We start from the raw sequence: 23,010 nt of genomic DNA on the forward strand, positions 1-23,010 counted from the left end.
ACGTTCAATTTATTCCCGAGTGGGGTTTCCCCTGGGACTCGGGGTCAGCGGACAGTTGCGGCCGTCTTCGAGCGCGGACGGCAGCACGTGGTCGCGGAACAGATCGCGCAGCTTCAGCTTCTGCAGCTTGCCGGTCGCCGTGTGCGGTAGGTCGTCGACGAACACGACGTCGTCGGGGATCCACCACTTCGCGACCTTGCCGTCGTAGTACGCGAGCAGTTCGTCGCGGGTGACGTCTTGCCCCGCGCGTTTGACGACGACGAGCAACGGGCGCTCGGTCCACTTCGGATGCGCGCACGCGATGCACGCGGCTTCCGCGACCGCCGGATGCGCTAGCGCGACGTTCTCGACGTCGATCGAGCTGATCCATTCGCCGCCCGACTTGATCACGTCCTTCGAGCGATCGGTGATGTGCAGGAAGCTGTCGGGGTCGATCGTCGCGACGTCGCCGGTCGGGAACCAGCCGTCGATGAGCGGCGAGTCTTCCTTGCGGAAATACCGGTCGATGACCCACGGCCCGCGCACGTGCAGATCGCCGAACGCGACGCCATCCCAAGGCAGCTCGCGGCCATCCTCGCCGACGATCTTCATGTCGACGCCGTAGATCGCATGACCCTGCTTTTCGAGCAGTTTGCGCTGATCGGCGAGCGGCCGCTGGCTCTGCTCCCAGGTCAGCTTCGACAAGGTACCGAGCGGCGACATCTCCGTCATGCCCCATGCATGGATCACCTGCACGCCGTAGTCGTCCTCGAGTATCCGCAGCATCGCGGGCGGACAGGCGGAACCGCCGATCACCGTGCGCTCGAGCGACGAAAACCTCGCGCCCGTTTCGCGCAGGTGGTTGAGCAGACCGAGCCACACGGTCGGCACGCCGGCCGAGAACGTGACGCGTTCGCTCTCCATCAGTTCGTACAGCGACTTGCCGTCGAGATCCTTGCCGGGGAACACGAGCTTCGCGCCGGTCAGCGGCCCCGCGTGCGCGAGGCCCCATGCGTTGACATGGAACATCGGCACGATGGGCAGCACCGAGTCGCGCGCCGACAGGTTCATTGCGTCGGGCAACGCCGCGCCGAACGCGTGCAGCACCGTCGAGCGATGGCTATACAGCGCGCCTTTCGGATTGCCGGTCGTGCCCGACGTATAGCAGAGATACGACGCCTGGCGCTCGTCGAGCGCGGGCCAGTCGAAGCGGCCGTGCTGCCCGTCCATCAGCGTTTCGTAGCACAGCACCGACGTTTGCATCGGCGGCCGATGCGCTTCATCGCATAGTGCGATCCAGCCGCGCACGCGCGGACACTGCGGCGCGAGCGTGTCGACCAGCGCGGCGAACGTCGTGTCGAACAGCACGTACGCATCGTCGGCATGATTGACGATATAGGCGATCTGGTCGGGGAAAAGCCGCGGGTTGATCGTGTGACACACGGCGCCGAACCCGGTGGTGCCGTAATACGCTTCGAGATGCCGGTAGCCGTTCCACGCGAGCGTCGCGACGCGTTCGCCCGGTTCGACACCGAGCGCGATGAGCGCCTGCGCGAGTTGCTTCGCGCGCTGCTCGCAATCGCGGTACGTGTAGCGATGCAGGTCGCCTTCGATGCGCCGCGACACGATCCCGGTGCTGCCGAAATGCCGCGCGGCATGCGCGAGCAACGATGACACGGTGAGCGGCACGTCCATCATCTGGCCCAGCAGCGGCGTCGTCATAAGGCGGGGTCTCCTCGGCTTGTCAGTGGATCGATGGGTTGGCGCAAGATCGTGGCGGCGTCGAGCGCAGCAGCATGGTCCGAACGATGAAGGCGGCCGCCCAGCAGCGCCGCGGGCGCGGACTTACAATATCGGCTAATCCAGAGGCGCTCAACATGTCGTTTTCCCCAAGCTTTGCAGGGCTATCCGCAGCTTTGACGGATCTTTCCAACACACTCGCCACTCCCCCAGCCAACGCGTTCGCGCGGCTCGGCGGCACGTTCCTCACGCGCCTGCCCGCCGCGCCGCTCGACGCACCCTATCTCGTCGGCTTCTCGGCCGAGACCGCCGCGCGGCTCGGGATGCCCGAGGGCATCGAGCGCGATCCGGGCTTTATCGAGCTGTTCTGCGGCAACGCGACGCGCGACTGGCCGGCCGACACGCTGCCTTATGCGTCGGTGTACTCGGGGCATCAGTTCGGCGTGTGGGCCGGCCAGCTCGGCGACGGCCGCGCGCTCGGTCTGGGCGAGCTCGAACACGACGGCGAGCGCAACGAACTGCAGCTCAAAGGCGCGGGCCGCACGCCCTATTCGCGCATGGGCGACGGCCGCGCGGTGCTGCGCTCGTCGATCCGCGAATATCTGTGCTCGGAGGCGATGCATCATCTCGGCATTCCGACCACGCGCGCATTGTGCGTGATCGGCTCCGACCAGCCGGTGCGGCGCGAGACGATCGAAACCGCCGCGGTGGTCACGCGCGTCGCGCCGAGCTTCGTGCGCTTCGGCCACTTCGAGCACTTCTACGCGAACGATCGTGTCGACGCGTTGCGCGCGCTCGCCGATCACGTCATCGAGCGCTTCTATCCGCATTGCAAGGAGGCCGACGATCCGTATCTGGCGCTGCTCGCCGAGGCGGTGCGCTCCAGCGCGGATCTGATGGTCGACTGGCAGGCGGTCGGTTTCTGTCACGGCGTGATGAATACCGACAACATGTCGATCCTGGGCCTGACGATCGACTACGGCCCGTTCGGTTTCATGGATGGCTTCGATGCCGGCCACATCTGCAATCACTCCGATACGCAGGGCCGCTACGCCTACCGGCTGCAGCCGCAAATCGCGTACTGGAACCTGTTCTGCCTCGCGCAGGGACTGCTGCCGTTGTTCGGCGAGAAGCACGACGAAAGCGTGCGCGCCGACAAGGCGGTCGAAGATGCGCAGCACGTGCTCGCCGGCTTCAAGGACCGTTTCGCGCCGGCGCTCGAAAACCGCATGCGCGCGAAGCTCGGCCTCGAACAGGCGCGCGACGGCGACGACGCGCTGGTCAACCGGCTGTTCGAAGTGATGCACGCGAACCGCGCCGATTTCACGCTGACGTTCCGCAATCTCGCGCGCCTGTCGAAACACGATGCGAGCGGCGACACGCCGGTGCGCGACCTGTTCCTCGATCGCGTCGCCTTCGACGCATGGGCGAACGACTATCGCGCGCGGCTCGCCGAAGAGTCACGCGACGACGTTGCGCGCGCCATTGCAATGAATCGCGTGAACCCCAAATTCGTACTTCGCAACCATCTGGCGGAAACGGCGATCCAACGCGCGAAGGAGAAGGATTTCTCCGAGGTGGAACGGCTCGCGGCCGTGTTGCGTCACCCGTTCGACGAGCAGCCCGAATACGCGTCGTATGCGGGCCTGCCGCCCGACTGGGCGAACTCACTGGAAGTGAGCTGTTCGTCATGACGCGCCGGCGCGGTTGAATCGCCACGGCCGTGCCTCCAGAAAACACCGGCACGAACCAGCACAAACCCGCGAGACAAACCCGAGACAGGAACCCGACCATGAGCAACCCCGACGATCTCAAGCATGACGCCCCAGCCGTACAGAAAAGCGACGCCGAGTGGCGCAAGCAGCTGACCGACACGGAATACCAGGTGACGCGCCATGCGGCCACCGAGCGCCCGTTCACGGGCCGCTACGACGATCACTGGGAACGCGGCGTCTACGACTGCGTGTGCTGCGGCACGCCGCTGTTCGAATCGGACACCAAGTTCGACGCCGGCTGCGGCTGGCCGAGCTATTTCCGCCCCATCAACGGCGAGGTGATCGCCGAGAAGACCGACCGCACACACGGCATGCTTCGCATCGAGGTGCAGTGCAAGAACTGCGGCGCGCATCTGGGCCACGTGTTCGAGGACGGACCGGCGCCGACCGGTCTGCGTTACTGCATCAATTCAGCTGCGTTACAATTCGAGCCCAAGTAACGCGGCGCGGCAGCATCCCTGCCCGCCTTCGGCGCCGCATTGGAAGTGCGCGCGGCGCCCTTCCAATGCGGCAGTCCCGCTCGCCAGCGGGCACCGCGCACCTTGCACGCCAGGCGGGCGCGCTTCAACGTTCGACTCACTCTCCGACTTCCCGATCAGATAATGAAATTCCTGTTCGATCTGTTCCCGATCATCCTGTTCTTCGTCGCCTTCAAGATCTGGGGCATTTTCACGGCGACGGCAGTGGCGATCGTCGCCACGCTGGTGCAGATCGCGTGGGTGGCGTTCCGCCACCGCAAGGTCGACCCGATGCTGTGGGTGAGCCTCGGCGTCGTCGTCGTATTTGGCGGCGCGACGCTCGTGCTGCACAACGACACCTTTATCAAATGGAAGCCGACCGTGCTGTACTGGGCGTTTTCCGTCGCGCTGATCGTGTCGCAGCTCGGCTTCAACAAGAACCTGATCGAAGCGATGATGGGCAAGCAGATCACGCTGCCGCACGCGATCTGGGGCAAGCTGAACCTGATCTGGGCGGCGTTTTTCGTGCTGCTCGGTCTGCTGAACCTGTTCGTCGCGTATCACTATACGACCGATCAGTGGGTCAATTTCAAGCTGTTCGGCGCGACCGGCTGCCTGCTCGTGTTCATCGTCGGGCAGAGCCTGTGGCTGTCGAAGTACATGAAGGAGGAATGACATGAGCGACCTGTTCATGCACGCCACCACCGCCGAGCGCGCCGCGCTCATCGAGGCGCGCCTCGCGGCCGCGCTCGCGCCCGTCGAATCGATCCGCATCACCGACGACAGCGCGCAGCACGCGGGCCACGCTGGTGCCGCCGCCGGCGGTCATTTCAGTGTCACGATCGTGGCCGTCGCGTTTGCCGGCAAGCCCCGCGTGGCGCGGCATCGCATGGTGTATGATGCGCTGGCCGATGCCATGCAGCGCGGCATTCATGCCCTTGCCATCACGGCGTACACGCCCGAAGAATTTGCTTTGTTGCCCCGCTAGGAACCTTTCGATGACCTTGAAGAAAACCCGCCACTGGGTATTGCTGGCTGCGTTCGCGGCCGCACCTGCATTCGCACAGAACATCGCCGTGGTGAACGGCACGCCGATTCCGAAGTCGCGCGCCGATGCATTGATCCAGCAACTGGTTCACCAGGGACAGCAGGACACGCCGCAACTGCAGCAGGCCGTGCGCGAAGAGCTCGTGAATCGCGAAATCCTGATGCAGGAAGCGCTGCGTCGCGGGCTGCCGAACCGTCCGGACGTCAAGGCGCAAATCGCGGTCGCGCAGCAAACTGTCGTGCTGCGCGCGCTGATCGAAGACTTCGTAAAGAACAATCAGCCGACCGACGCCGAAATCACCGCGCGCTACAACGCGCTCGTCAAGGATGCGGGCGGCAAGGAATATCACCTGCACCATATCCTCGTCGACAACGAGCAACAGGCGAAGGAGCTGATCGCGAAGATCAAGGCCGGCGCGAGCTTCGAGGCCCTGGCCAAGCAGTACTCGAAGGACCCGGGATCGGGCAAGAACGGCGGCGATCTCGACTGGTCGGACCCGAAGGCCTACGTGCCTGAATTCGCGGACGCGGCCACGCATTTGCAGAAAGGCCAGATGACCGACACGCCGGTGCATACGCAATTCGGCTGGCACATCATCCGTGTCGACGACATCCGCGCCGTCACGCCGCCGCCGCTCGAGCAGGTGCGCGCGCAGATCGTGCAGCAGATCCAGCAGGAAAAGCTGCAGGCGTTCGAAGAGAATCTGCGCAAGAACGCGAAGATTCAGTAAGGGTCGGCGGGCAGATTGTCTTCGGATAGTCCGCCTGGCTCTGAAGCCTGAATGCGATAAAGCCGCCCGTGGGCGGCTTTTTTGTTGCTGCAAGATTTGCAGCGGCGGCGTGCGTGGCTGCCGCAACCAGGAGCCGCCGCACGCGGGCGGCAGCCCCTCGACTCATCAACCGAGCCAGCGACGCGCGTTCTGGAACGCGCGCAGCCACGGGCTCGCGTCCGTGCCGATCTCGCCCCAGCCCTGCGGATGCCAGCTCATCTGCACCGCGCGATGCACGCGCTCCATGTGCGGCATCAGCACCGTGAAGCGGCCATCGGCCGTCGTGACCGACGTGATGCCCTCGGGCGAACCGTTCGGGTTGAACGGATACTGCTCGGTCGCCTGACCACGGTGATCGACATAGCGCATCGCGACCGCGACCTTCGACTTGTCGCCCTGCTGCGAGAAGTCCGCAAAGCCTTCGCCGTGCGCGACCGCGACCGGAATGCGCGAGCCTTCCATGCCGGCGAAAAAGAGCGACGGCGATGCCTGCACCTCGACGAGCGAGAAGCGTGCCTCGAACTGCTCCGACTTGTTGCGCGTGAACTTCGGCCATGCTTCGGCGCCGGGGATCATCGACGCGAGGCTGCTCATCATCTGGCAGCCGTTGCAGATGCCGAGCGCGAACGTGTCGCCACGACTGAAGAACGCGGCGAACATGTCGGCCAGTTGCGCGTTGAAGCGGATCGTCTTGGCCCAGCCTTCGCCGGCGCCCAGCGTATCGCCGTACGAGAAGCCGCCGCACGCGACCGCACCCGCGAAATCGGCGAGGTTCGCGCGGCCCGCGAGCAGGTCGCTCATGTGCACGTCGTGCGCGTCGAAGCCGGCGCGATCGAATGCATAGGCCGTCTCCAGATGCGAGTTCACGCCCTGCTCGCGCAGGATCGCGACGCGCGGACGCGCGCCCTTGCCGACGCCCCGAAGGAAGTCCCCTTGGGGGACGCCCCGAAGGAAGTCCCCTTGGGGGACGCCCCGAAGGAAGTCCCCTTGGGGGACGCCCCGAAGGAAGTCCCCTTGGGGGACGCCCCGAAGGAAGTCCCCTTGGGGGACGCCCCGAAGGAAGTCCCCTTGGGGGACGAACGGAGCGGCGACATCGTCGGCCGGATCGAAGCTCAGCACCGGCGTGATGCCCGGGTCGGCCGCATCGAGCAGCGCGTCGTATTCGGCGTCGGCGCAAGCCGGGTTGTCGCGCAGACGCGCGATGCGCCAGCTCACTTCGCTCCACGTGCGATGCAGTTCGGCACGCGGCGCCTCGTAGAGCTTCTTCGCGTCGCGATAGATCTCGATCACGTCGCGCTCGTTGGTCTTGCCGATCACGTGCGAGCACGCCGACAGATCATGCTCGCGCAGCGCGGCGAGCACCGCGTCGCGATCGGCCGCGCGCACTTGCACGACGGCGCCGAGTTCTTCGTTGAAGAGTGCGCGCAGCGTGCGGTCGTCGCGGCGGCCGCTGGTCTGCTTCGCCCAGTCCTTCGCGTCGCCGTAATCGGATTCGTGATGCGCGTCGAGCACGAGCATGTCGACGTTCAGCGACACGCCCGCGTGACCCGCGAACGCCATTTCGCAAACCGTCGCCCACAAGCCGCCGTCCGAGCGGTCGTGGTACGCGAGCAGCTTGCCGTCGCTATTGAGCGCCTGGATCGCGTTGAAAAAGCGCTTCAGATCTTCCGGATCGTCGACGTCAGGCACCGTGTCGCCGACCTGCTGCGTGACCTGCGCGAGAATGCTGCCGCCCAGACGCTGCTTGCCGCGGCCGAGATCGATCGCAATCAGCACCGACTCGCCGACTTCGCTCACGCGCTGCAGTTGCGGCGTCAGATGCTTGCGGACGTCTTCAACCGGCGCGAACGCGGAGATGATCAGCGACACCGGCGCGACCACTTCCTTCGCGACGCCGCTCTCTTCCCAGCGGGTGCGCATCGACAGCGAATCCTTGCCGACCGGAATGCCGATACCGAGCGCCGGGCACAGTTCCATACCAATCGCCTTGACCGTGTCGTAGAGCGCGGCGTCTTCGCCAGGCGCGCCGCACGCGGCCATCCAGTTGGCCGACAGCTTGAGTTTGTCGAGCGACGCGATCGGCGCTGCCGCGATGTTGGTGATCGCCTCGCCGACTGCCATACGGCCGGAGGCCGGTGCGTTGATGACGGCGAGCGGCGTGCGCTCGGACATCGTCATCGCTTCGCCGCTGAAGCCTGCGTAATCCATCGTCGTGATCGCGACGTCGGCCACCGGCACCTGCCACGGACCGACCATCTGATCGCGCGCGGTCGTGCCGCCGACCGAGCGGTCGCCGATCGTGATCAGAAACGACTTGCTCGCGACCGTCGGATGACGCAGCACGCTCTGCGCGACGTCCTGCAGCGCGAGGCCGGTCACGTCGACCGGTTCGAGCCTGCGCTCGGCACGCTTTACGTCGCGGTGCATACGCGGCGCCTTGCCGAGCAGCACTTCCATCGGCATATCGACTGGCTGGTGCGCGCCTTCCTGCAGTTCGGAATCAATGAGCTTCAGTTGACGCTCGGCGGTGGCCGTGCCGATCACCGCGAACGGGCAGCGCTCGCGCTTGCACATCGCTTCGAACGCCGGCAGATCGGCCGGCGCAATGGCGAGCACGTAGCGCTCCTGCGCTTCGTTCGACCAGATTTCGCGCGGCGACAGACCGCTCTCTTCGAGCTGGATCTTGCGCAGTTCGAACAGTGCGCCCTTGCCCGCACCGTCCACCACTTCGGGGAACGCGTTCGACAGACCGCCCGCGCCGACGTCGTGAATACTGAGGATCGGGTTCTTGGCGCCGAGTTGCCAGCACGCGTTGATCACTTCCTGCGCGCGTCGCTCGATTTCCGGGTTGCCGCGCTGCACCGAGTCGAAGTCGAGCTCGGCGGTGTTGGTGCCGGTCGCCATCGAGCTCGCGGCGCCGCCGCCCATGCCGATGCGCATGCCCGGGCCGCCGATCTGGATCAGCAGCGAGCCTTCCGGCAGATCGTGCTTGTGCGTGTGCTGGTCGGAGATATTGCCGATGCCGCCCGCGATCATGATCGGCTTGTGATAGCCGCGCACGAGACCCGCGACGTTCTGCTCGTAGGTGCGGAAGTAGCCGCCGAGGTTCGGCCGGCCGAATTCGTTGTTGAACGCGGCGGCGCCGAGCGGGCCGTCGATCATGATCTGCAGCGGCGAGGCGATGCGGTCCGGGCGGCCGTACGCTTCGTGCTGGTCGGCCGGATTGCGCCGCGCGAGCGGCTGAGCGGTGTCGCGGGCGTTTTCCCACGCCTCGACGCCGTCCGGCAGTTCGAGGTTCGATACCGTGAAGCCCGCGAGGCCCGCCTTCGGACGCGCGCCGCGTCCGGTCGCGCCTTCGTCGCGGATTTCGCCACCTGCGCCGGTCGCGGCGCCCGGGAACGGCGAGATCGCGGTCGGGTGGTTGTGCGTTTCGACCTTCATCAGCGTGTGCGTGAGCTCGACGCTGCGGCCATAGTGCTCGGGCAATTCGCTCGCGCCGAGCTGCGCCGGCGTGCGCGGGAACCAGCGCTCGGCCATGCCGCCGACCATGATCGCCGAGTTGTCCGAATACGCGACGATCGTGCCCTGCGGGTTCAGCTTCTCGGTGTTGCGGATCATGTTGAACAGCGACAAGTCCTGCTTCTCGCCGTCGATCGTCCAGTCCGCGTTGAAGATCTTGTGGCGGCAGTGCTCGCTGTTGGCCTGCGCGAACATCATCAGCTCGACGTCGGTCGGATTGCGGCCGAGCTTCGTGAATGCGTCGACCAGATAGTCGATTTCGTCGTCGGCGAGCGCGAGGCCCAGTTCCGCGTTGGCGGTTTCGAGCGCGGCGCGGCCGCTCGCGAGCACGTCGACGGTTTGCAGAAGCTTGGCCGGCAATTCGTCGAACAGATGCAACGCATGGTCGCGCGACGGCGCGACGCTCTCGGTCATGCGATCGTGCAGCGCGGCGGCGACGGCCGCGCGCGCTTCGTCCGACAGCGTCTTCTTGCCGCCGAGCAGGCCGCTTTTCAGCGTCACCGAGTACTCGACGCCGCGCTCGATGCGGCGCACCCGCGTGAGCCCGCACAGATGCGCGATGTCGGTTGCCTTGCTGGCCCACGGCGACACGGTGCCAAAGCGCGGCACGACGAGGAAGGTCTCGACCGCGCCACGCTCCTTGCCTTCTTCGAACGGATTGCCGTAGTGCATCAGCGCCTCGATCTTCGCGCTGTCTTCAGCGGACAGTTCGGTCTGGGCATTGACGAAGTGCAGATACTGCCCGCGCACGCCGGTGATATTCGGGTCGATGCGCGTGAGCGTGTCGAGCAGGCGGGTTTGACGAAAATCGGAGAGGGCCGAAGCGCCGGGGAAACACGAGAAGTGGGCCATGGGACTTGACGTTGCGTCGCTCATTGATGCCGGGGAGCCGCGCATGCAGGCGACGTGAGGCGGAAAGGAAGTCGGGGATTATACCCCGGGAACGGGCTTCCAGCGGGCTCCGGGGTGCGTGGGCGGCGGGCCGCGCCTGCCCGCGCGAGGCGTCGCCGCGGTGCCCGTCGCGTCGCCGCGCGGGTGTTTTGACTGCTATCATTCGCGTTTCACCAGATCGGCGCACGCGACCCGGGTTTCACCCGGCGGCGCGCCGCATGTCACAGCCAGCGGGAACGCGCGCGAGCCGCCCGTCGGCACATCGAATCAGAGCATGGATGTCATCGTCATTGGCGGCGGGGTAGCGGGCGTCGCCACCGCTTATCACCTGCGCGCGGCCGGCCACCGGGTATGCGTCGTCGAGCGTCACGCGACCGTCGCGCAAGGCGCCACCTACGGACAAGGCGGCAACGTGCTGCCGACGCCGCTCGACGTCTGGTTCGGCCCGACCTTCATGGCGAGCCGCTACAACGCGAAAAATGGCGTGATCAGCAAGACCGGCTTCAACGGCGCCGCGCGGCAGTTCATCAAGCAGCTCGGAGCATGGCAGGAACCCGAGGCGTTCGCGCGCCAGTACGCGCTGCTGCGGCCGCTGATCGAATCCTCGCGCGATGCGATGGCCGATGTCGAAGCCCGCTTCGGCCTCGAATTCGAACAGGCGAGCGGTCTGCTGTACCTCGTGCGCAGCGCGCACGAATGGGAGCTGAACGCAGCCGCGCTCGATCTGCTGCACCGGTTCGAGGTGCCGCATCACGTGCTGAGCCCGGCCGAATGCGCGGCGTTCGAGCATGCGGTCCCCACAGATCCTGAATTCGCCGGCGGCGTGCTGTTCGAGCACGAGCGCACCGCGAACTGTCCGCTTTTTACCAAGCTCGTCAAACAGGTGCTCGATACCCAAGGCGCCGTGCAGTTCATGCCGAACTGCGAGGTGACCGGCATTCGTCTCGACAGTCAGCGCGCGGCGGTCGAACTGGCGCCGCGCGACGGCGCGCCCCGCTCGCGCGAGATCGACGTGGTCCAGGCCGACGCCGTCGTGGTCGCCGCCGGTTACGGCAGCCTCGCGCTGCTCGAACGCGCGGGGCTCAGGCTGCCGCTGCATCCGCTGCGGCTGCATTCGCTGGTCGCGCCGATCGCGCACGAGGAATGCGCGCCGCACGTCGCGATCGTCGATGCGGTCAAGCGCATCGGCATCAGCCGCATGAACCATCGGCTGCGGATCGCGGGCGGCGCGGTGCTGCAAAGCGCGAGCCAGATCGACAAGCCGCTCGGCGAAGCGCTGACCAAGGAGGCGCTCGCGTTGCTCGGCCAGGCGACGCACGACTGGATTCCGGGCGCCGCGCGCATTTCGGCGGCGCTGCCGTGGGAAGGCGTGAAACTGCTGTCGCCCGATGGCTTGCCGGTGATCGGCAACGCGCTGCATCCGCGGCTGTTCATCAACGTCGGGCATGGTCCGGCCGGCTGGGGCCTCGCCTGCGGCGCGGGCAAGCTCGTTGCACAGCTGATGTCGGGACAGACGCCGACGTTGCCGCAAGACACGCTCGCTGCATTGAGGCCGGAGCGGTTCCAGTAAGGTTTCGTGCGGTTCCAGGCGGGTATGGCGGGCTGACAGCCCGCTGTCGATACCCCGCGTTCATCGCGCCGCTTCCGCCGCACGCACCGAAACAGCCGCACGCCTTGCGCCTATCGGCACTAACATAGCGATTCCAAAGTCTGCCCGCCGCGCCGCGGGCGCACCGCCAGGTTTCGCCATGACAGACGCAGAAAACTCGCTGCTCTCCCTTTTCGATCCGCTGACCGACTCGCAGCCGCTTGCGCTGCCGCTGCTGACGCTGACCGACTTGCGGATCGCCGAATCCCTGGCCGCCACGGCCCTGCCCGAGCACACGCTGATGGCGCGCGCCGGTCATGCGGCCGCGCGCTGGCTGCTCGAACGGATCGCCGCGGATACGTCGGTGACGAAGTCGCAGCAGCGCGCGTGGCTGGTCGCCGGCCCCGGCAACAATGGCGGCGACGCGCTGGTCGTCGCGACGGAACTGCACAAGGCCGGCATCGCAGTCGAAGTCTGTATGCCGGTTGAAGTGAAGCCCGCCGACGCGCGCTGGGCGCTCGACGCCGCGCGCGCCGCCGGCGTGCCGATCGATGCGGCGCCGCCCGCCTCGCTCGACGGCTATGGCTGGCTCGTCGACGGTATGTTCGGCATCGGTCTCGCGCGGCCGCTCGACGGCGTCTTCGCGACGCTCGCGCGGCAGTTGTCGCAGCGCACGAAGGCGCGCCCGACACAAGGCGCCGTGCTCGCGCTCGATGTGCCCAGCGGGCTCGACAGCGACACCGGCGCGGTGATCGGCGGCAACGGCGCGGCGGCGATCCATGCGACGCACACGATCACGTTCATCGGCGCGAAGCCGGGGCTTTTCACCGCGCAAGGCCGCGATCTCGCCGGGCGAGTGACGGTCGCACCGATCGGGCTCGTGGCAGGGATCAACGACGGGGGCAGCCAGGACGCTGCCACCAGCGCCTCACGTGCGGCGATCCAGCTCAGCGCGCCCGATCTCTTCGGCCCCTTCATGCCCCCACGCAACTTCGCGACCAACAAGGGCACCTTCGGCAGCCTCGCGGTGGTCGGCGGCGACACCGGCATGTGCGGCGCGCCGATTCTCGCGGCACGCGCGGCGCTCTACACCGGTGCGGGCAAGGTCCACGTCGCGCTGCTCGGCGAAGGCGCCCCGCCCTACGATCCGCCGCACCCCGAACTGATGCTGCATCCGATCGACACGCTGCCGCTCGATTCGATGGACGCACTCGCGATCGGCTGCGGCATGGGGCACGGCGAACGCGCGACGCGGGTACTGCACGACGTGCTGCAACTCGACGTGCCCAAGCTGTTCGATGCCGACGCGCTGAACCTGGTCGCCAAGGATCCCGCGCTCGCCGCGGAAGTCACCGCGCGCGGCGTGCAAGGCGATCCGTGCATTTTCACTCCGCATCCGCTCGAAGCGGCGCGCCTGCTTGGCAGCGATGCGGCGAGCGTGCAACGCGACCGTCTCGCGGCCGCGCGTGCGCTCGCGGCGCGTTTTGCGAGCGTCGTCGTGCTGAAGGGCGTCGGCACGATCATCGCCGCGCCCGACGGCCGCCTCGCGCTGAACCCGACCGGCAACGCCGCGCTCGCGACGGGCGGCACCGGCGACGTGCTCGGCGGCATCATCGGCGCGCTGCTCGCGCAGCATCTGCCACGCTTCGAGGCGGCGCTCGCGGGCGTCTATCTGCACGGCCTTGCCGCCGATACGCTGACCGCGCAGGGCCACGGCCCCGCCGGGCTGACGGCCGGCGAGCTGGCACCGATGGTGCGTACCTTGTTGAACCGGCTGTTCTATTCGGCGCCGCTTGCTTGACGCGCGCGATTGCTCTGAATACGAATCGCGTCCGCGGCGCTCGTTCACACCGATGACACATCGCGATCCCAATCATTGCGAGCGCGCGCAACGCCCAGCTGCCCGTCGCGCATCCCCGCTATACTGATTGCCTGCGCCGCGCGTCGGATCGATCGCGGGTCGCGGCGATACTCCAGCGGGCGCGGGCGCCGCCTCGCGTTTTCGCGAAGTTCATCCGCTTCGCGAAGTATCGTCGGCACCTGTCCCGATCCGGGCCGCGTGGCATCGCTCTGACTGCATCGCCGCATCATTCTCGGCCACGCTTCATGCGCGCGCCTTCCTTCGTGCCCCTTGGTTAGACGGACGCTATGACCCAGAACTCGCTCCCCTCCTGGTCCTCGCTGCAGACGCATTACGACACGATTCGCGATGCGCATCTGCGCGACTGGTTCGCCCCCGAGAACGATCCCGCTCCCACGCGCGCCGAACGCTTCACGTTCGCGGGCGGCGGTCTCTCAGCCGATTTCTCGAAGCACCGCATCACCGCCGAAACCCTGCAACTGCTCGTGCAACTCGCCCGCGAAGCCGGCGTCGAAAAGCGCCGCGACGCGATGTTCGCGGGCGAGGTCGTCAACCCGACCGAAGGCCGCGCCGCGCTGCACACGGCCTTGCGCGCAACCGACCCGAAGGCGCCGTTCTTCGCCGAAGTGCAGGCCGAGCGCAAGAAAATGGCCGCGTTCGCCGAGCAGGTCCGCAGCGGCGCATGGACCGGCTACACCGGCAAGCGGATCCGTCATGTCGTGAACATCGGCATCGGCGGCTCGGATCTAGGGCCGAAGATGGTCGTGCACGCGTTGCATCATCTCGCGACGCCCGAGATCTCGACGCACTTCGTGTCGAACGTGGACGGCGCCGATCTGTACAGCGTGATGCAGCAGATCGATCCCGAAGAGACGCTCGCGATCATCGTGTCGAAGACTTTCACGACGCTGGAGACGATGACCAACGCGCGCTCGCTGCGCGACTTTTTCATCCAGAAAGGCTGCCCGGAAAGCGCGCTGGCGAAGCACTTCGTCGGTGTGTCGGCCAATACCGCCGAAGTCGTCAAGTTCGGCATCGCGCAAGAGAACGTGTTCTCGATGTGGGACTGGGTCGGCGGACGCTACTCGCTGTGGTCGGCCGTCGGTCTGTCGATCATGATCGCGGTAGGTCCGCAACAGTTCGACGAGTTGCTCGCCGGCGCCAACGAGATGGACCAGCACTTCCGCACCGCGCCGCTCGACAGGAACCTGCCGGTGCTGCTCGGCATGATCGGCATCTGGTATCGCAACTTCTTCGGCTCGCAGAGCTATCTGGTCGCGCCGTATTCGCAGGCGCTGCATTTCCTGCCGTCGTATCTGCAGCAGCTCGAAATGGAGAGCAATGGCAAGTCCGCGCGTCTCGACGGCGCGTTCGTCGACTATGCGACTTCCGCAGTCACATGGGGCGAGCCGGGCACGAACGGTCAGCACGCGTTTTTCCAGATGCTGCACCAGGGCCCGACGATCGTGCCGATCGATTTCATCGCGCTGCTGACGCCCGAGCATCCGCTTGCGAGCCATCATCCGAAGCTGCTCGCGAACTGCTTCGCGCAGAGCGAAGCGTTGATGCTCGGTCGCACGCTTGAAGAAGCGAAGAAAGTGGCCGGCCCCGACAAGCCGGAACTCGCACCGCACCTGACGTTCCCCGGCAACCGCCCCACCGCGACGCTGCTGCTCGACGCGTTGACCGCGCGCACGCTCGGCGCGTTGATCGCGCTTTATGAGCACAAGGTGCTGGTGCAGGCGTCCGTGTGGAACATCAACCCGTTCGATCAGTGGGGCGTCGAACTCGGCAAGATTCTCGGCAAGGTGGTCGAGGCCGATCTGGGTGCGGCGAGTGCCGACGTGAAGAAGCATGACTCGTCGACGGCGGCGCTGATCGCGCGGGCCCGGGCTGCGTTGAAGCGCTGAATGGAAGTCTGGAGCGCACGATAGCGGGGGATTACGCGCCACAAACAGAACAAAGCGGGCTACGGCCCGCTTTGTTTTTGCTTCGACGACGACATGCTCGAGGTAGGCGAGCGCAAGCCCGCGATCCTCCAGACCATTAAGCGAGCCGCCCCGCTTCGATCGTCACCGTCGTATCGCAACGCCGCGCGAGTTCGATGTCGTGTGTCACGAGCACGAGCGTCGCGCCGTGCGCGCGATTCATCTCGAACATCAGATCGATCACCGCGTGGCCGGTGGCCGCGTCGAGACTGCCGGTGGGTTCGTCGGCGAACAGGATCGCCGGGCGCGTGACGAACGCGCGCGCGAGCGCGACGCGCTGCTGCTCGCCGCCCGACAGCAGCTTCGGATAATGACCGGTACGCTGCCCGAGCCCAACCTGTTCGAGCAGTTCACGCGCACGCGCGGCGGCCTCGCGTGTGCCGATGCCGCCTTGCAGTTCGAGCGGCAACGTGACGTTTTCGAGCGCGGTCAGATGCGGCATCAACTGAAACGACTGGAACACGAAGCCGACCGCGCCGCTGCGCAACGCGGCGCGGCCGTCTTCGTCGAGCTCGCCGAGTTCGCGCCCGAGCAGCCGAACCGAGCCCGCGCTCGCGCTGTCCAATCCCGCGAGCAAGCCGAGCAGCGTAGACTTGCCCGACCCGGATGCACCGACGATCGCGACGCTGCTGCCGGCATCGATGGCAAGATCGATGTCATCGAGAATCGTCAGTTCGCCCGCAGCATCCTTAACCCTCTTGCACAAACCCCGCACTTCAATGACTGGATCAGTTCTGTTTGGCATGGTGAAGCGTAGGTTGAAAGTGCGCGCCATCGCCCCGCGCGCCGCGGCGCTGTCTGCGGCATTCGGCGCGACCATGATGGCCGCCGCGCTGGTTTCGTTACCGTTGCGGGCTCACGCGGCGAATACGCCCGAACCCGCGAAGCCGGTGATCGTCGTGCTCGGCGACAGCATCTCCGCCGAGTACGGGCTGCCCCGCGATACGGGCTGGGTCGCGTTGATGCGTCAGCGTCTGGCCGAAGAGCGCATCGATTATAGCGTCGCCAATGCGAGCATCAGCGGCGACACGACGAGCGGCGGACGCGCGCGTCTGCCCGCGCTGATGGAACGGCTCAAACCGAGCATCGTGATCGTCGAGCTCGGCGCCAACGACGCGTTGCGCGGCGTGCCGCTCTCGACGACCGAGGACAACCTGCGCACGATCATCGAACAGGCGCAGCAAGGCCACGCGAAGGTCGTGCTCGTCGGCATGTACGTGCCGCCCAATTACGGCCCCGACTATACGCAAAAGTTCCACGGCCTCTACGGCCAACTGTCGAAGGAGTTCCATGTGCCGCTCGTGCCGTTTCTTCTCGCCGGCATCGCGGATAAACCGGACATGTTCCAGGCCGATCAGCTCCACCCGACGCGGCAGGCACAGCCGCTGCTACTCAACAACGTGTGGCCCGCTGTCAAGCCACTTCTTCGCACAAGTTCGCCGCACTGAAAGACATGCTAACGACTTGTTTCCGGAACCTGGGGGAACATGGATCGCCGAGCCGTTCGACATATGGGCAATCCCTGCCACCCGGCTCATTCTTGAGCGACTTCTGAGGAGATAACGTTGAAATATTTACCGTTAATCGCTTTGACCATTGCCATCTCGGCCTGCGCGGCTCAACCGCCGGCCGGCGTTCAGTCGGTGGGTCAAAGCCAGCAGCCGCCTCGCGCCGTCGCAACCTGCATCGCGCAAAAATGGGCGGATAGTTCGCAACAACAGGTAATCTCGCAAAACATCCTCGCCAACGATCAGGCCATGGACGTCTACGTCCCGGGCCAGCAGCCGCCCAACGGCGCGGCCGCGGTGGTCCGTCCTTCGTATAGCGGTAAGGGCACGTGGGTCGGCTTTCGCGCCGGCGGCGCTGGCGGCGGCAACGCCACCGGCGCGATCAGCGGCTGTCTGTAAAGCTGCCACCCGGCTGTAGATAAAAAAAAGCCCCGCAAATGCGGGGCTTGCTTTTGGACGAGCAGGTAATGCTTACTGCGGCTTACTGATCGGCCGGCTGGGCGGCGCTGTCGAGCGTACCGTAGATCTTCACCTTCGAGCGCTCGCGCAGCGCTTTCAGATAGGCTTCGGTCTCCGACTGCGCGTCCACCTGCGCGATCTGCTGCTGCGCGACAGCGAGATGCTGCGCGTCGGTGGCCGCGGGCTGCACGATCTGGTTCACGCGATAGATCGCATAGCCGTCGTCGCCGAGATCGACACCGACGTAGGCCGGCAACTTTTGCGCATCGACCTTGTAGATTGCGCTCAGTGCGGCAGGTGGCACGCCCTGCGCGTCATTGCGCGACACCTTCAGCGGCGACGAGAAACCGGCGGTCGCCTTCGACTTCTCGAACTCGGCCAGCTTCGCGACGCCGTCCTTGTGCGCTGCTTCGTTCGCCTGCACGGCGATCACCTTCTGACGCACCGCGTCCTTCACCGCGTCGAATGCGGGCACGGCAGCGGGCTTGTAGTCGGTCACGCGCGCGGCGATCAGCGTGTTGTTGCCGACGTCGATGGCCTGCGTATTGTTGTGCGCCGATACCGAGTCGTTCGCGAACACGGCTGCGAGGAACTTCGGGTTGTTCAGCGGGCTGTCGGGCGGCAGCTTCGGATCCGGCTGCGGCGTGACCGTCGCGGTCTGGATCTGCAGCTTGAATTTGTCAGCGGCCGGCTGCAGGCTCTTGGCCTTTTCATAGACGAGCGACGTGAAACCTTCCGAACTGTCGGTGAATGCCTTGTTCGCCAGTTGCGTCTTCAGCTCCCTGGCGATCTGGTCTTTCACTTCGTCGAACGACTTCGTGACCGCCGGCTTTACATCGGTGACCTTGATGATGTGGAAACCGAAGTCGGTCTGGACGATGCCGCTGATTTCGTCCTTCTTCAGCGCGAACACCGCGTCGTCGAACGCCTGGCCGCCCGCGATCATGCCGCGGCCAAAGTAACCGAGATCGCCACCCTTCGATGCCGAACCCGGATCCTGCGAGTTCTGCCGCGCGATCTGCGCGAACTGGTCCGGATGCGCCTTGAGCTGCGCGAGCAACTCCTCGGCCTTCTGCTTCGCTTTGGCCTTGTCGGCCGCGCTCGCGTCCTTCGGTGCCGCGATCAGGATATGGCTCGCGCGCACTTCGCCTTCGGTGCGGAAGTGGGCGATGTTGTCGTCGTAGTACTTCTTCAGGTCCGCGTCGCTCGGCTGCACCGATGCGCTCAGCGCGGCCGGCGACATCACCAGGTACTGGATCGCCGCCGTAGCGGGCGTCGCGAAGTCGTTGCGATGCGCGTCGTAGTACGCTTGCAGTTGCGCATCGGTCGGCTGGATCTTCGCCGCGTAATCGTGCGGATGGAACGCGATGCCCTGCACTTCACGCTGCTGCTGCGCGAGCTCGGTCAAGTGCCGCGCGAGCGTCTTCGACGTGAACGCGCTCGCCTCGATGCTCGCGGGCAGTTGTTGCATAGCGAGGTTGTAGCGCACGCGCTCGTCGTACTGATCGGGCGTCATGCCCTGCATCGCGAGCAGTTGCTTGTAGCGGTCGAGGTCGATCGACCCGTCGGGATTCTTCAGCGACGAGATCACCGGATCGGACAGCAGCGCGCGGCGCACCGCTTCGTCCGATGCGCTCAGATGCAGACGCTGCGTTTCGTCGGCAAGCACACGCTGCTCGATCATGCCGTCGAGCATCTGGCGACGGCGCTCCGGCGTGTCGAACGACTTCATGTCGAACTTCGCGCCGAGCATCTGACGCCCGCGGTCGATCTGCTGGCGCATCGCGTCGTCGTATTCGACACGGGTGATCTTGTGACCGTTGACACTCGCGACGTTTGCACTTTCGTCAAAGAAGCCGCGGAAACCCTGAATACCCACGAAACCCAACCCCGGCAAAATGACGAGGATGAGCATGAACATCATCAGGCGTTGGTGATTGCGGAAAAAATCGAGCATGCGTGAGGGGTGCCAAAAACAGAACGCCCGATCTTACAACAGCGGGCAACAAAAAAGGCGAACCGGAGTTCGCCTTTCGTGGATACTGGCGGAGTGGACGGGACTCGAACCCGCGACCCCCGGCGTGACAGGCCGGTATTCTAACCGACTGAACTACCACTCCTTATACTGCACTTTTGCGACTGGAAACACTGCAGCCGAATCTGAAACTGGTGGGTGCTGAGAGGCTCGAACTCCCGACCTACGCCTTGTAAGGGCGCCGCTCTACCAACTGAGCTAAGCACCCGTTTCGTGACTCAGTGCTTGATGTGTTTTCTGCCTTGCCGCTGCCCTCCCCGTGAATCGTTCATGCAGCCGGGTTAAGCAATTCCTCAAGCAGCAAGCGCACTAGTTTAGCGCATCCTTCAGAGCTTTGCCAGGCCTAAATTTAGGAACTTTTGCTGCCTTGATTTTGATCGCGGCGCCCGTGCGCGGATTGCGTCCGGTGCGCGCGGTGCGCTTGCCGACCGCGAACGTGCCAAAGCCGACCAACGTCACAGATCCGCCCCTCTTCAACGTGTTTTTGACGCCCGCGATGACCGCATCGAGTGCACGGCCCGCCGCGGCCTTCGAAATGTCGGCTTGCTGTGCTATGTGATCGATCAATTCCGTCTTGTTCATTCAAACCCCCGTGAATATTTATTGGCAATCGTGACAGTGCTTTCCAGCACCTCCCGCCACGCGGCCGGCGCGAACGCCAAGCCGCCTCATTAGAAGCGGCCGAAACCCTTGTGTCAACCGGGGTTGAGCCTGATCGGCGTTATTTTAGAGGGGCGCTTTTGTCACAGTATGTTGCAGCGGAAAGACTGGCGATCCCGCTTGGCGACGAAGCCGCGCGGGCAAAAAAACCCGCGGCTCTTGACCGCGGGTTTTCTGCTTCAGCGAACGACACCGCTGCAGAATGCTTTGGTGTCAGCGCGTTCTGACGCGCATCGAACCTTAGTGCTTGACGACGTCCGTCGCGGCATCCTTGCCCGGCTCAGCCCCAACCGGCGCCGAGGGCTTCGGTTCTTCTTCCGGTAACGCCTGCGGTACACGCTCGAGCGCAAGTTCGAGCACCTTGTCGATCCAGCGGACCGGCACGATTTCGATCGCGTTCTTCACGTTGTCCGGAATCTCCGTCAAGTCCTTGACGTTTTCTTCCGGAATCAGCACCAGCTTGATGCCACCGCGATGCGCCGCCAGCAGCTTTTCCTTCAGGCCGCCGATCGGCAGAACTTCGCCACGCAGCGTGATTTCGCCCGTCATCGCGACATCGGCGCGCACCGGAATACCGGTCAACACCGACACCAGCGCGGTCGTCATCGCGATACCAGCCGAAGGACCATCTTTCGGCGTTGCGCCTTCCGGCACGTGGATGTGAATGTCCTGCTTCTCGAACGCTTCGTCCTTGATGCCAAGACGACGCGAACGCGAACGCACGACCGAGCGCGCCGCTTCGACGGATTCCTTCATCACGTCGCCGAGCGAACCCGTGCGGATCACATTGCCCTTGCCCGGCATCACCGCGGCTTCGATGGTCAGCAGATCGCCGCCCACTTCCGTCCACGCGAGACCCGTGACCTGGCCCACCTGATTTTCCTTCGCGGCCAGACCGAAGTCGTACTTGCGCACGCCGAGGAACGTGTCGAGGTTGCTGCCGTCGACCTTCACCGCGCCTTCCGCCTTCTTCAGCAGAAGCATCTTCACGACCTTGCGGCAGATCTTCGAAATTTCACGCTCGAGCGAGCGGACGCCCGCTTCGCGCGTGTAGTAACGAATGATGTCGCGGATCGCAGTTTCCGTCACATCGACCTCGCCATCCTTGAGGCCGTTGTTCTTCTTCTGCTTCGGCAGCAGATAACGCTGCGCGATGCTGACCTTCTCGTCTTCCGTATAACCGGACAGACGAATCACTTCCATCCGGTCGAGCAGCGGCGGCGGAATGTTCAGCGAGTTCGACGTCGCCACGAACATCACGTCCGACAGATCGAAGTCGACTTCGACGTAGTGGTCGGCGAACGTATGGTTCTGTTCCGGATCGAGCACTTCCAGCAGGGCCGACGACGGATCGCCGCGGAAATCCTGACCCATCTTGTCGACTTCGTCGAGCAGGAAGAGCGGATTGCGCACGCCGACCTTGGTCAGGCTTTGCAGGATCTTACCCGGCATCGAACCGATGTACGTGCGACGGTGGCCACGAATCTCGGCTTCGTCACGCACGCCGCCCAATGCCATGCGCACGAACTTGCGGTTCGTCGCGCGCGCGATCGACTGACCGAGCGAAGTCTTACCGACGCCCGGAGGCCCCACGAGGCACAAGATCGGCGCCTTGACCTTGTCGACACGTTGCTGGACCGCGAGATACTCGAGAATACGTTCCTTCACTTTCTCGAGACCGAAGTGGTCTTCGTCGAGCACGCGCTCCGCATTCGACAGGTCGTTGTTGACCTTGCTCTTCTTGCGCCACGGCAAGCCGATCAGCGTGTCGATGTAGTTGCGCACGACCGTCGCTTCCGCCGACATCGGCGACATCAGCTTGAGCTTCTTCAGCTCGGCGTCGGCCTTCTTCTTCGCTTCCTTCGGCATGCGGGCGGCCGTGATGCGCTTCTCGAGTTCTTCGAGATCCGCACCTTCTTCGCCTTCGCCGAGTTCCTTCTGGATCGCCTTGACCTGTTCGTTCAGGTAGTACTCGCGCTGACTCTTCTCCATCTGACGCTTCACGCGCCCGCGGATACGCTTTTCGACCTGCAGGATGTCGATCTCGGCTTCGAGTTGCGCGAGCAGATGCTCGAGCCGCTCGATCACCGGGAACATCTCGAGGATGTGTTGCTTCTGGTCGAGCTTGAGCGGCAAATGCGCCGCGATCGTGTCGGCGAGACGCCCTGCCTCGTCGATACCCGACAGCGAGGTCAGGATCTCCGGCGGGATCTTCTTGTTCAGCTTCACATACTGGTCGAACTGCGACACGATCGCGCGACGCAGCGCTTCGGTTTCAGCGCTGTCGGCGTGGTCAGGTTCGAGCGGCATGACTTCGCACGAGAACTGCGTTTCCTGTTCTTCGATGGAAAGCGTCTTCGCGCGCTGCAAGCCTTCGACGAGCACCTTCACGGTACCGTCGGGCAGCTTCAGCATCTGCAGGATGTTGGCGATACACCCTACTTCGTACATGTCCTTTTCGGTCGGCTCATCTTTCGCAGCCGTCTTCTGGGCGACGAGCATGATGTGCTTGCCGCCTTCCATCGCTGCTTCGAGAGCCTTGATCGACTTCGGGCGGCCTACGAAGAGCGGAATCACCATGTGCGGGAAAACGACTACGTCGCGCAGCGGGAGCAGCGGCAGCGTAATGCGTTCCGGCGGGAGGAGTTGGGTTCCTGACATTTCATTTCCCCATGAGTGGAATCAGTTCGTTCGATAGGTGAGGCCAGCAGAAAATATTGCAAGCCTCCGCG

At 65.0% G+C, this 23,010-nt stretch carries 16 protein-coding genes and 2 tRNA genes; 10 read left to right on the forward strand and 8 right to left on the reverse strand.

The genetic code is table 11. The features are described from left to right. Positions 1–9: 9 nt before the first annotated feature. Positions 10–1,701, reverse strand: coding sequence for a 3-(methylthio)propionyl-CoA ligase (locus OKW39_RS02385; RefSeq protein ID WP_429561974.1), 1,692 nt, complete (start codon positions 1,699–1,701; stop codon positions 10–12). A 155-nt stretch (positions 1,702–1,856) separates the two neighbouring features. Between OKW39_RS02385 and OKW39_RS02390 the strand changes: the two genes are divergently transcribed. From OKW39_RS02390 to OKW39_RS02410, 5 genes are all read left to right on the forward strand, one after another. Next, the gene (locus OKW39_RS02390) at positions 1,857–3,413 is read left to right on the forward strand and encodes a protein adenylyltransferase SelO (protein ID WP_429336419.1); all 1,557 of its coding nucleotides are present in this window, start codon (positions 1,857–1,859) and stop codon (positions 3,411–3,413) included. Between the two features lie 98 nt (positions 3,414–3,511). After that, the gene (msrB, locus tag OKW39_RS02395; protein ID WP_429361292.1) at positions 3,512–3,934 is read left to right on the forward strand and encodes a peptide-methionine (R)-S-oxide reductase MsrB; all 423 of its coding nucleotides are present in this window, start codon (positions 3,512–3,514) and stop codon (positions 3,932–3,934) included. 162 nt (positions 3,935–4,096) lie between these two features. Beyond that, on the forward strand, positions 4,097–4,627 hold the full coding sequence (locus tag OKW39_RS02400) for a septation protein A (RefSeq protein WP_090804756.1): 531 nt from the start codon (positions 4,097–4,099) through the stop codon (positions 4,625–4,627). A gap of 1 nt (position 4,628) precedes the next feature. Beyond that, positions 4,629–4,940: a BolA family protein gene (locus tag OKW39_RS02405; protein WP_013089413.1), complete on the forward strand. Its 312-nt coding sequence runs from the start codon at positions 4,629–4,631 to the stop codon at positions 4,938–4,940. A 10-nt stretch (positions 4,941–4,950) separates the two neighbouring features. Then, positions 4,951–5,730, forward strand: coding sequence for a peptidylprolyl isomerase (locus OKW39_RS02410; RefSeq protein WP_429336418.1), 780 nt, complete (start codon positions 4,951–4,953; stop codon positions 5,728–5,730). A gap of 165 nt (positions 5,731–5,895) precedes the next feature. Here OKW39_RS02410 and purL read toward each other — a convergent pair whose 3' ends face one another. Further along, on the reverse strand, positions 5,896–10,185 hold the full coding sequence (gene purL / locus OKW39_RS02415; protein WP_429561975.1) for a phosphoribosylformylglycinamidine synthase: 4,290 nt from the start codon (positions 10,183–10,185) through the stop codon (positions 5,896–5,898). A gap of 268 nt (positions 10,186–10,453) precedes the next feature. Here purL and OKW39_RS02420 point away from each other — a divergent pair, with 268 nt between their 5' ends. The 3 genes from OKW39_RS02420 to pgi all read left to right on the forward strand — a co-directional run bounded on the left by OKW39_RS02420 (position 10,454) and on the right by pgi (position 15,538). Continuing rightward, complete coding sequence (locus OKW39_RS02420; protein WP_429561976.1) at positions 10,454–11,749, forward strand: FAD-dependent oxidoreductase; 1,296 nt, start codon at positions 10,454–10,456, stop codon at positions 11,747–11,749. A gap of 178 nt (positions 11,750–11,927) precedes the next feature. Then, positions 11,928–13,568, forward strand: coding sequence for an NAD(P)H-hydrate dehydratase (locus OKW39_RS02425; protein ID WP_429561977.1), 1,641 nt, complete (start codon positions 11,928–11,930; stop codon positions 13,566–13,568). A gap of 347 nt (positions 13,569–13,915) precedes the next feature. Beyond that, positions 13,916–15,538 carry a glucose-6-phosphate isomerase gene (gene pgi / locus OKW39_RS02430; protein ID WP_429336414.1) on the forward strand — a complete coding sequence of 541 codons (1,623 nt, stop codon included), beginning with the start codon at positions 13,916–13,918 and terminating at the stop codon, positions 15,536–15,538. Positions 15,539–15,674: 136 nt separating this feature from the next. On the opposite strand, the gene OKW39_RS02435 is transcribed toward pgi, so the two are convergent. Beyond that, positions 15,675–16,361 (reverse strand): ABC transporter ATP-binding protein, encoded by a 687-nt coding sequence (locus OKW39_RS02435; RefSeq protein ID WP_026225394.1) that lies wholly within the window; start codon positions 16,359–16,361, stop codon positions 15,675–15,677. Here OKW39_RS02435 and OKW39_RS02440 point away from each other — a divergent pair. Together OKW39_RS02440 and OKW39_RS02445 are read left to right on the forward strand one after the other, a co-directional pair. Beyond that, entirely contained in the window at positions 16,360–17,064 is a 705-nt protein-coding gene (locus tag OKW39_RS02440; RefSeq protein WP_429561978.1) for an arylesterase, read from the forward strand. The two genes, OKW39_RS02435 and OKW39_RS02440, sit on opposite strands and share 2 nt — an antisense overlap. Before the next feature lie 117 nt (positions 17,065–17,181). After that, complete coding sequence (locus OKW39_RS02445; RefSeq protein WP_090804745.1) at positions 17,182–17,523, forward strand: hypothetical protein; 342 nt, start codon at positions 17,182–17,184, stop codon at positions 17,521–17,523. 82 nt (positions 17,524–17,605) lie between these two features. Here OKW39_RS02445 and OKW39_RS02450 read toward each other — a convergent pair whose 3' ends face one another. The 5 genes from OKW39_RS02450 to lon form a co-directional block, all read right to left on the reverse strand. Further along, positions 17,606–19,540 (reverse strand): SurA N-terminal domain-containing protein, encoded by a 1,935-nt coding sequence (locus OKW39_RS02450; RefSeq protein WP_429361299.1) that lies wholly within the window; start codon positions 19,538–19,540, stop codon positions 17,606–17,608. Between the two features lie 86 nt (positions 19,541–19,626). Then, positions 19,627–19,703: transfer RNA gene (locus OKW39_RS02455), tRNA-Asp, on the reverse strand. Positions 19,704–19,750: 47 nt separating this feature from the next. Further along, positions 19,751–19,826 (reverse strand) — tRNA-Val (locus OKW39_RS02460). A gap of 101 nt (positions 19,827–19,927) precedes the next feature. Next, on the reverse strand, positions 19,928–20,200 hold the full coding sequence (locus tag OKW39_RS02465; RefSeq protein WP_429561979.1) for an HU family DNA-binding protein: 273 nt from the start codon (positions 20,198–20,200) through the stop codon (positions 19,928–19,930). A gap of 318 nt (positions 20,201–20,518) precedes the next feature. Then, the gene (gene lon / locus OKW39_RS02470; RefSeq protein WP_018418078.1) at positions 20,519–22,939 is read right to left on the reverse strand and encodes an endopeptidase La; all 2,421 of its coding nucleotides are present in this window, start codon (positions 22,937–22,939) and stop codon (positions 20,519–20,521) included. Positions 22,940–23,010: the final 71 nt, after the last annotated feature.

The sequence above is a fragment of the Paraburkholderia sp. MM6662-R1 genome (assembly GCF_050436245.1).
Lineage (GTDB): Bacteria > Pseudomonadota > Gammaproteobacteria > Burkholderiales > Burkholderiaceae > Paraburkholderia > Paraburkholderia tuberum.

Coding starts and splice junctions, on each gene's coding strand:
- OKW39_RS02420 (WP_429561976.1), top strand. CDS start 10,454: ATGGATGTCATCGTCATTGGCGGCGGGGTAGCGGGCGTCGCCACCGCT.
- OKW39_RS02390 (WP_429336419.1), top strand. CDS start 1,857: ATGTCGTTTTCCCCAAGCTTTGCAGGGCTATCCGCAGCTTTGACGGAT.
- OKW39_RS02410 (WP_429336418.1), top strand. CDS start 4,951: ATGACCTTGAAGAAAACCCGCCACTGGGTATTGCTGGCTGCGTTCGCG.
- OKW39_RS02435 (WP_026225394.1), bottom strand. CDS start 16,361: ATGCCAAACAGAACTGATCCAGTCATTGAAGTGCGGGGTTTGTGCAAG.
- purL (WP_429561975.1), bottom strand. CDS start 10,185: ATGCGCGGCTCCCCGGCATCAATGAGCGACGCAACGTCAAGTCCCATG.
- OKW39_RS02405 (WP_013089413.1), top strand. CDS start 4,629: ATGAGCGACCTGTTCATGCACGCCACCACCGCCGAGCGCGCCGCGCTC.
- OKW39_RS02440 (WP_429561978.1), top strand. CDS start 16,360: ATGGTGAAGCGTAGGTTGAAAGTGCGCGCCATCGCCCCGCGCGCCGCG.
- OKW39_RS02400 (WP_090804756.1), top strand. CDS start 4,097: ATGAAATTCCTGTTCGATCTGTTCCCGATCATCCTGTTCTTCGTCGCC.
- msrB (WP_429361292.1), top strand. CDS start 3,512: ATGAGCAACCCCGACGATCTCAAGCATGACGCCCCAGCCGTACAGAAA.
- OKW39_RS02385 (WP_429561974.1), bottom strand. CDS start 1,701: ATGACGACGCCGCTGCTGGGCCAGATGATGGACGTGCCGCTCACCGTG.
- OKW39_RS02425 (WP_429561977.1), top strand. CDS start 11,928: ATGACAGACGCAGAAAACTCGCTGCTCTCCCTTTTCGATCCGCTGACC.
- OKW39_RS02465 (WP_429561979.1), bottom strand. CDS start 20,200: ATGAACAAGACGGAATTGATCGATCACATAGCACAGCAAGCCGACATT.
- lon (WP_018418078.1), bottom strand. CDS start 22,939: ATGTCAGGAACCCAACTCCTCCCGCCGGAACGCATTACGCTGCCGCTG.
- pgi (WP_429336414.1), top strand. CDS start 13,916: ATGACCCAGAACTCGCTCCCCTCCTGGTCCTCGCTGCAGACGCATTAC.
- OKW39_RS02450 (WP_429361299.1), bottom strand. CDS start 19,540: ATGCTCGATTTTTTCCGCAATCACCAACGCCTGATGATGTTCATGCTC.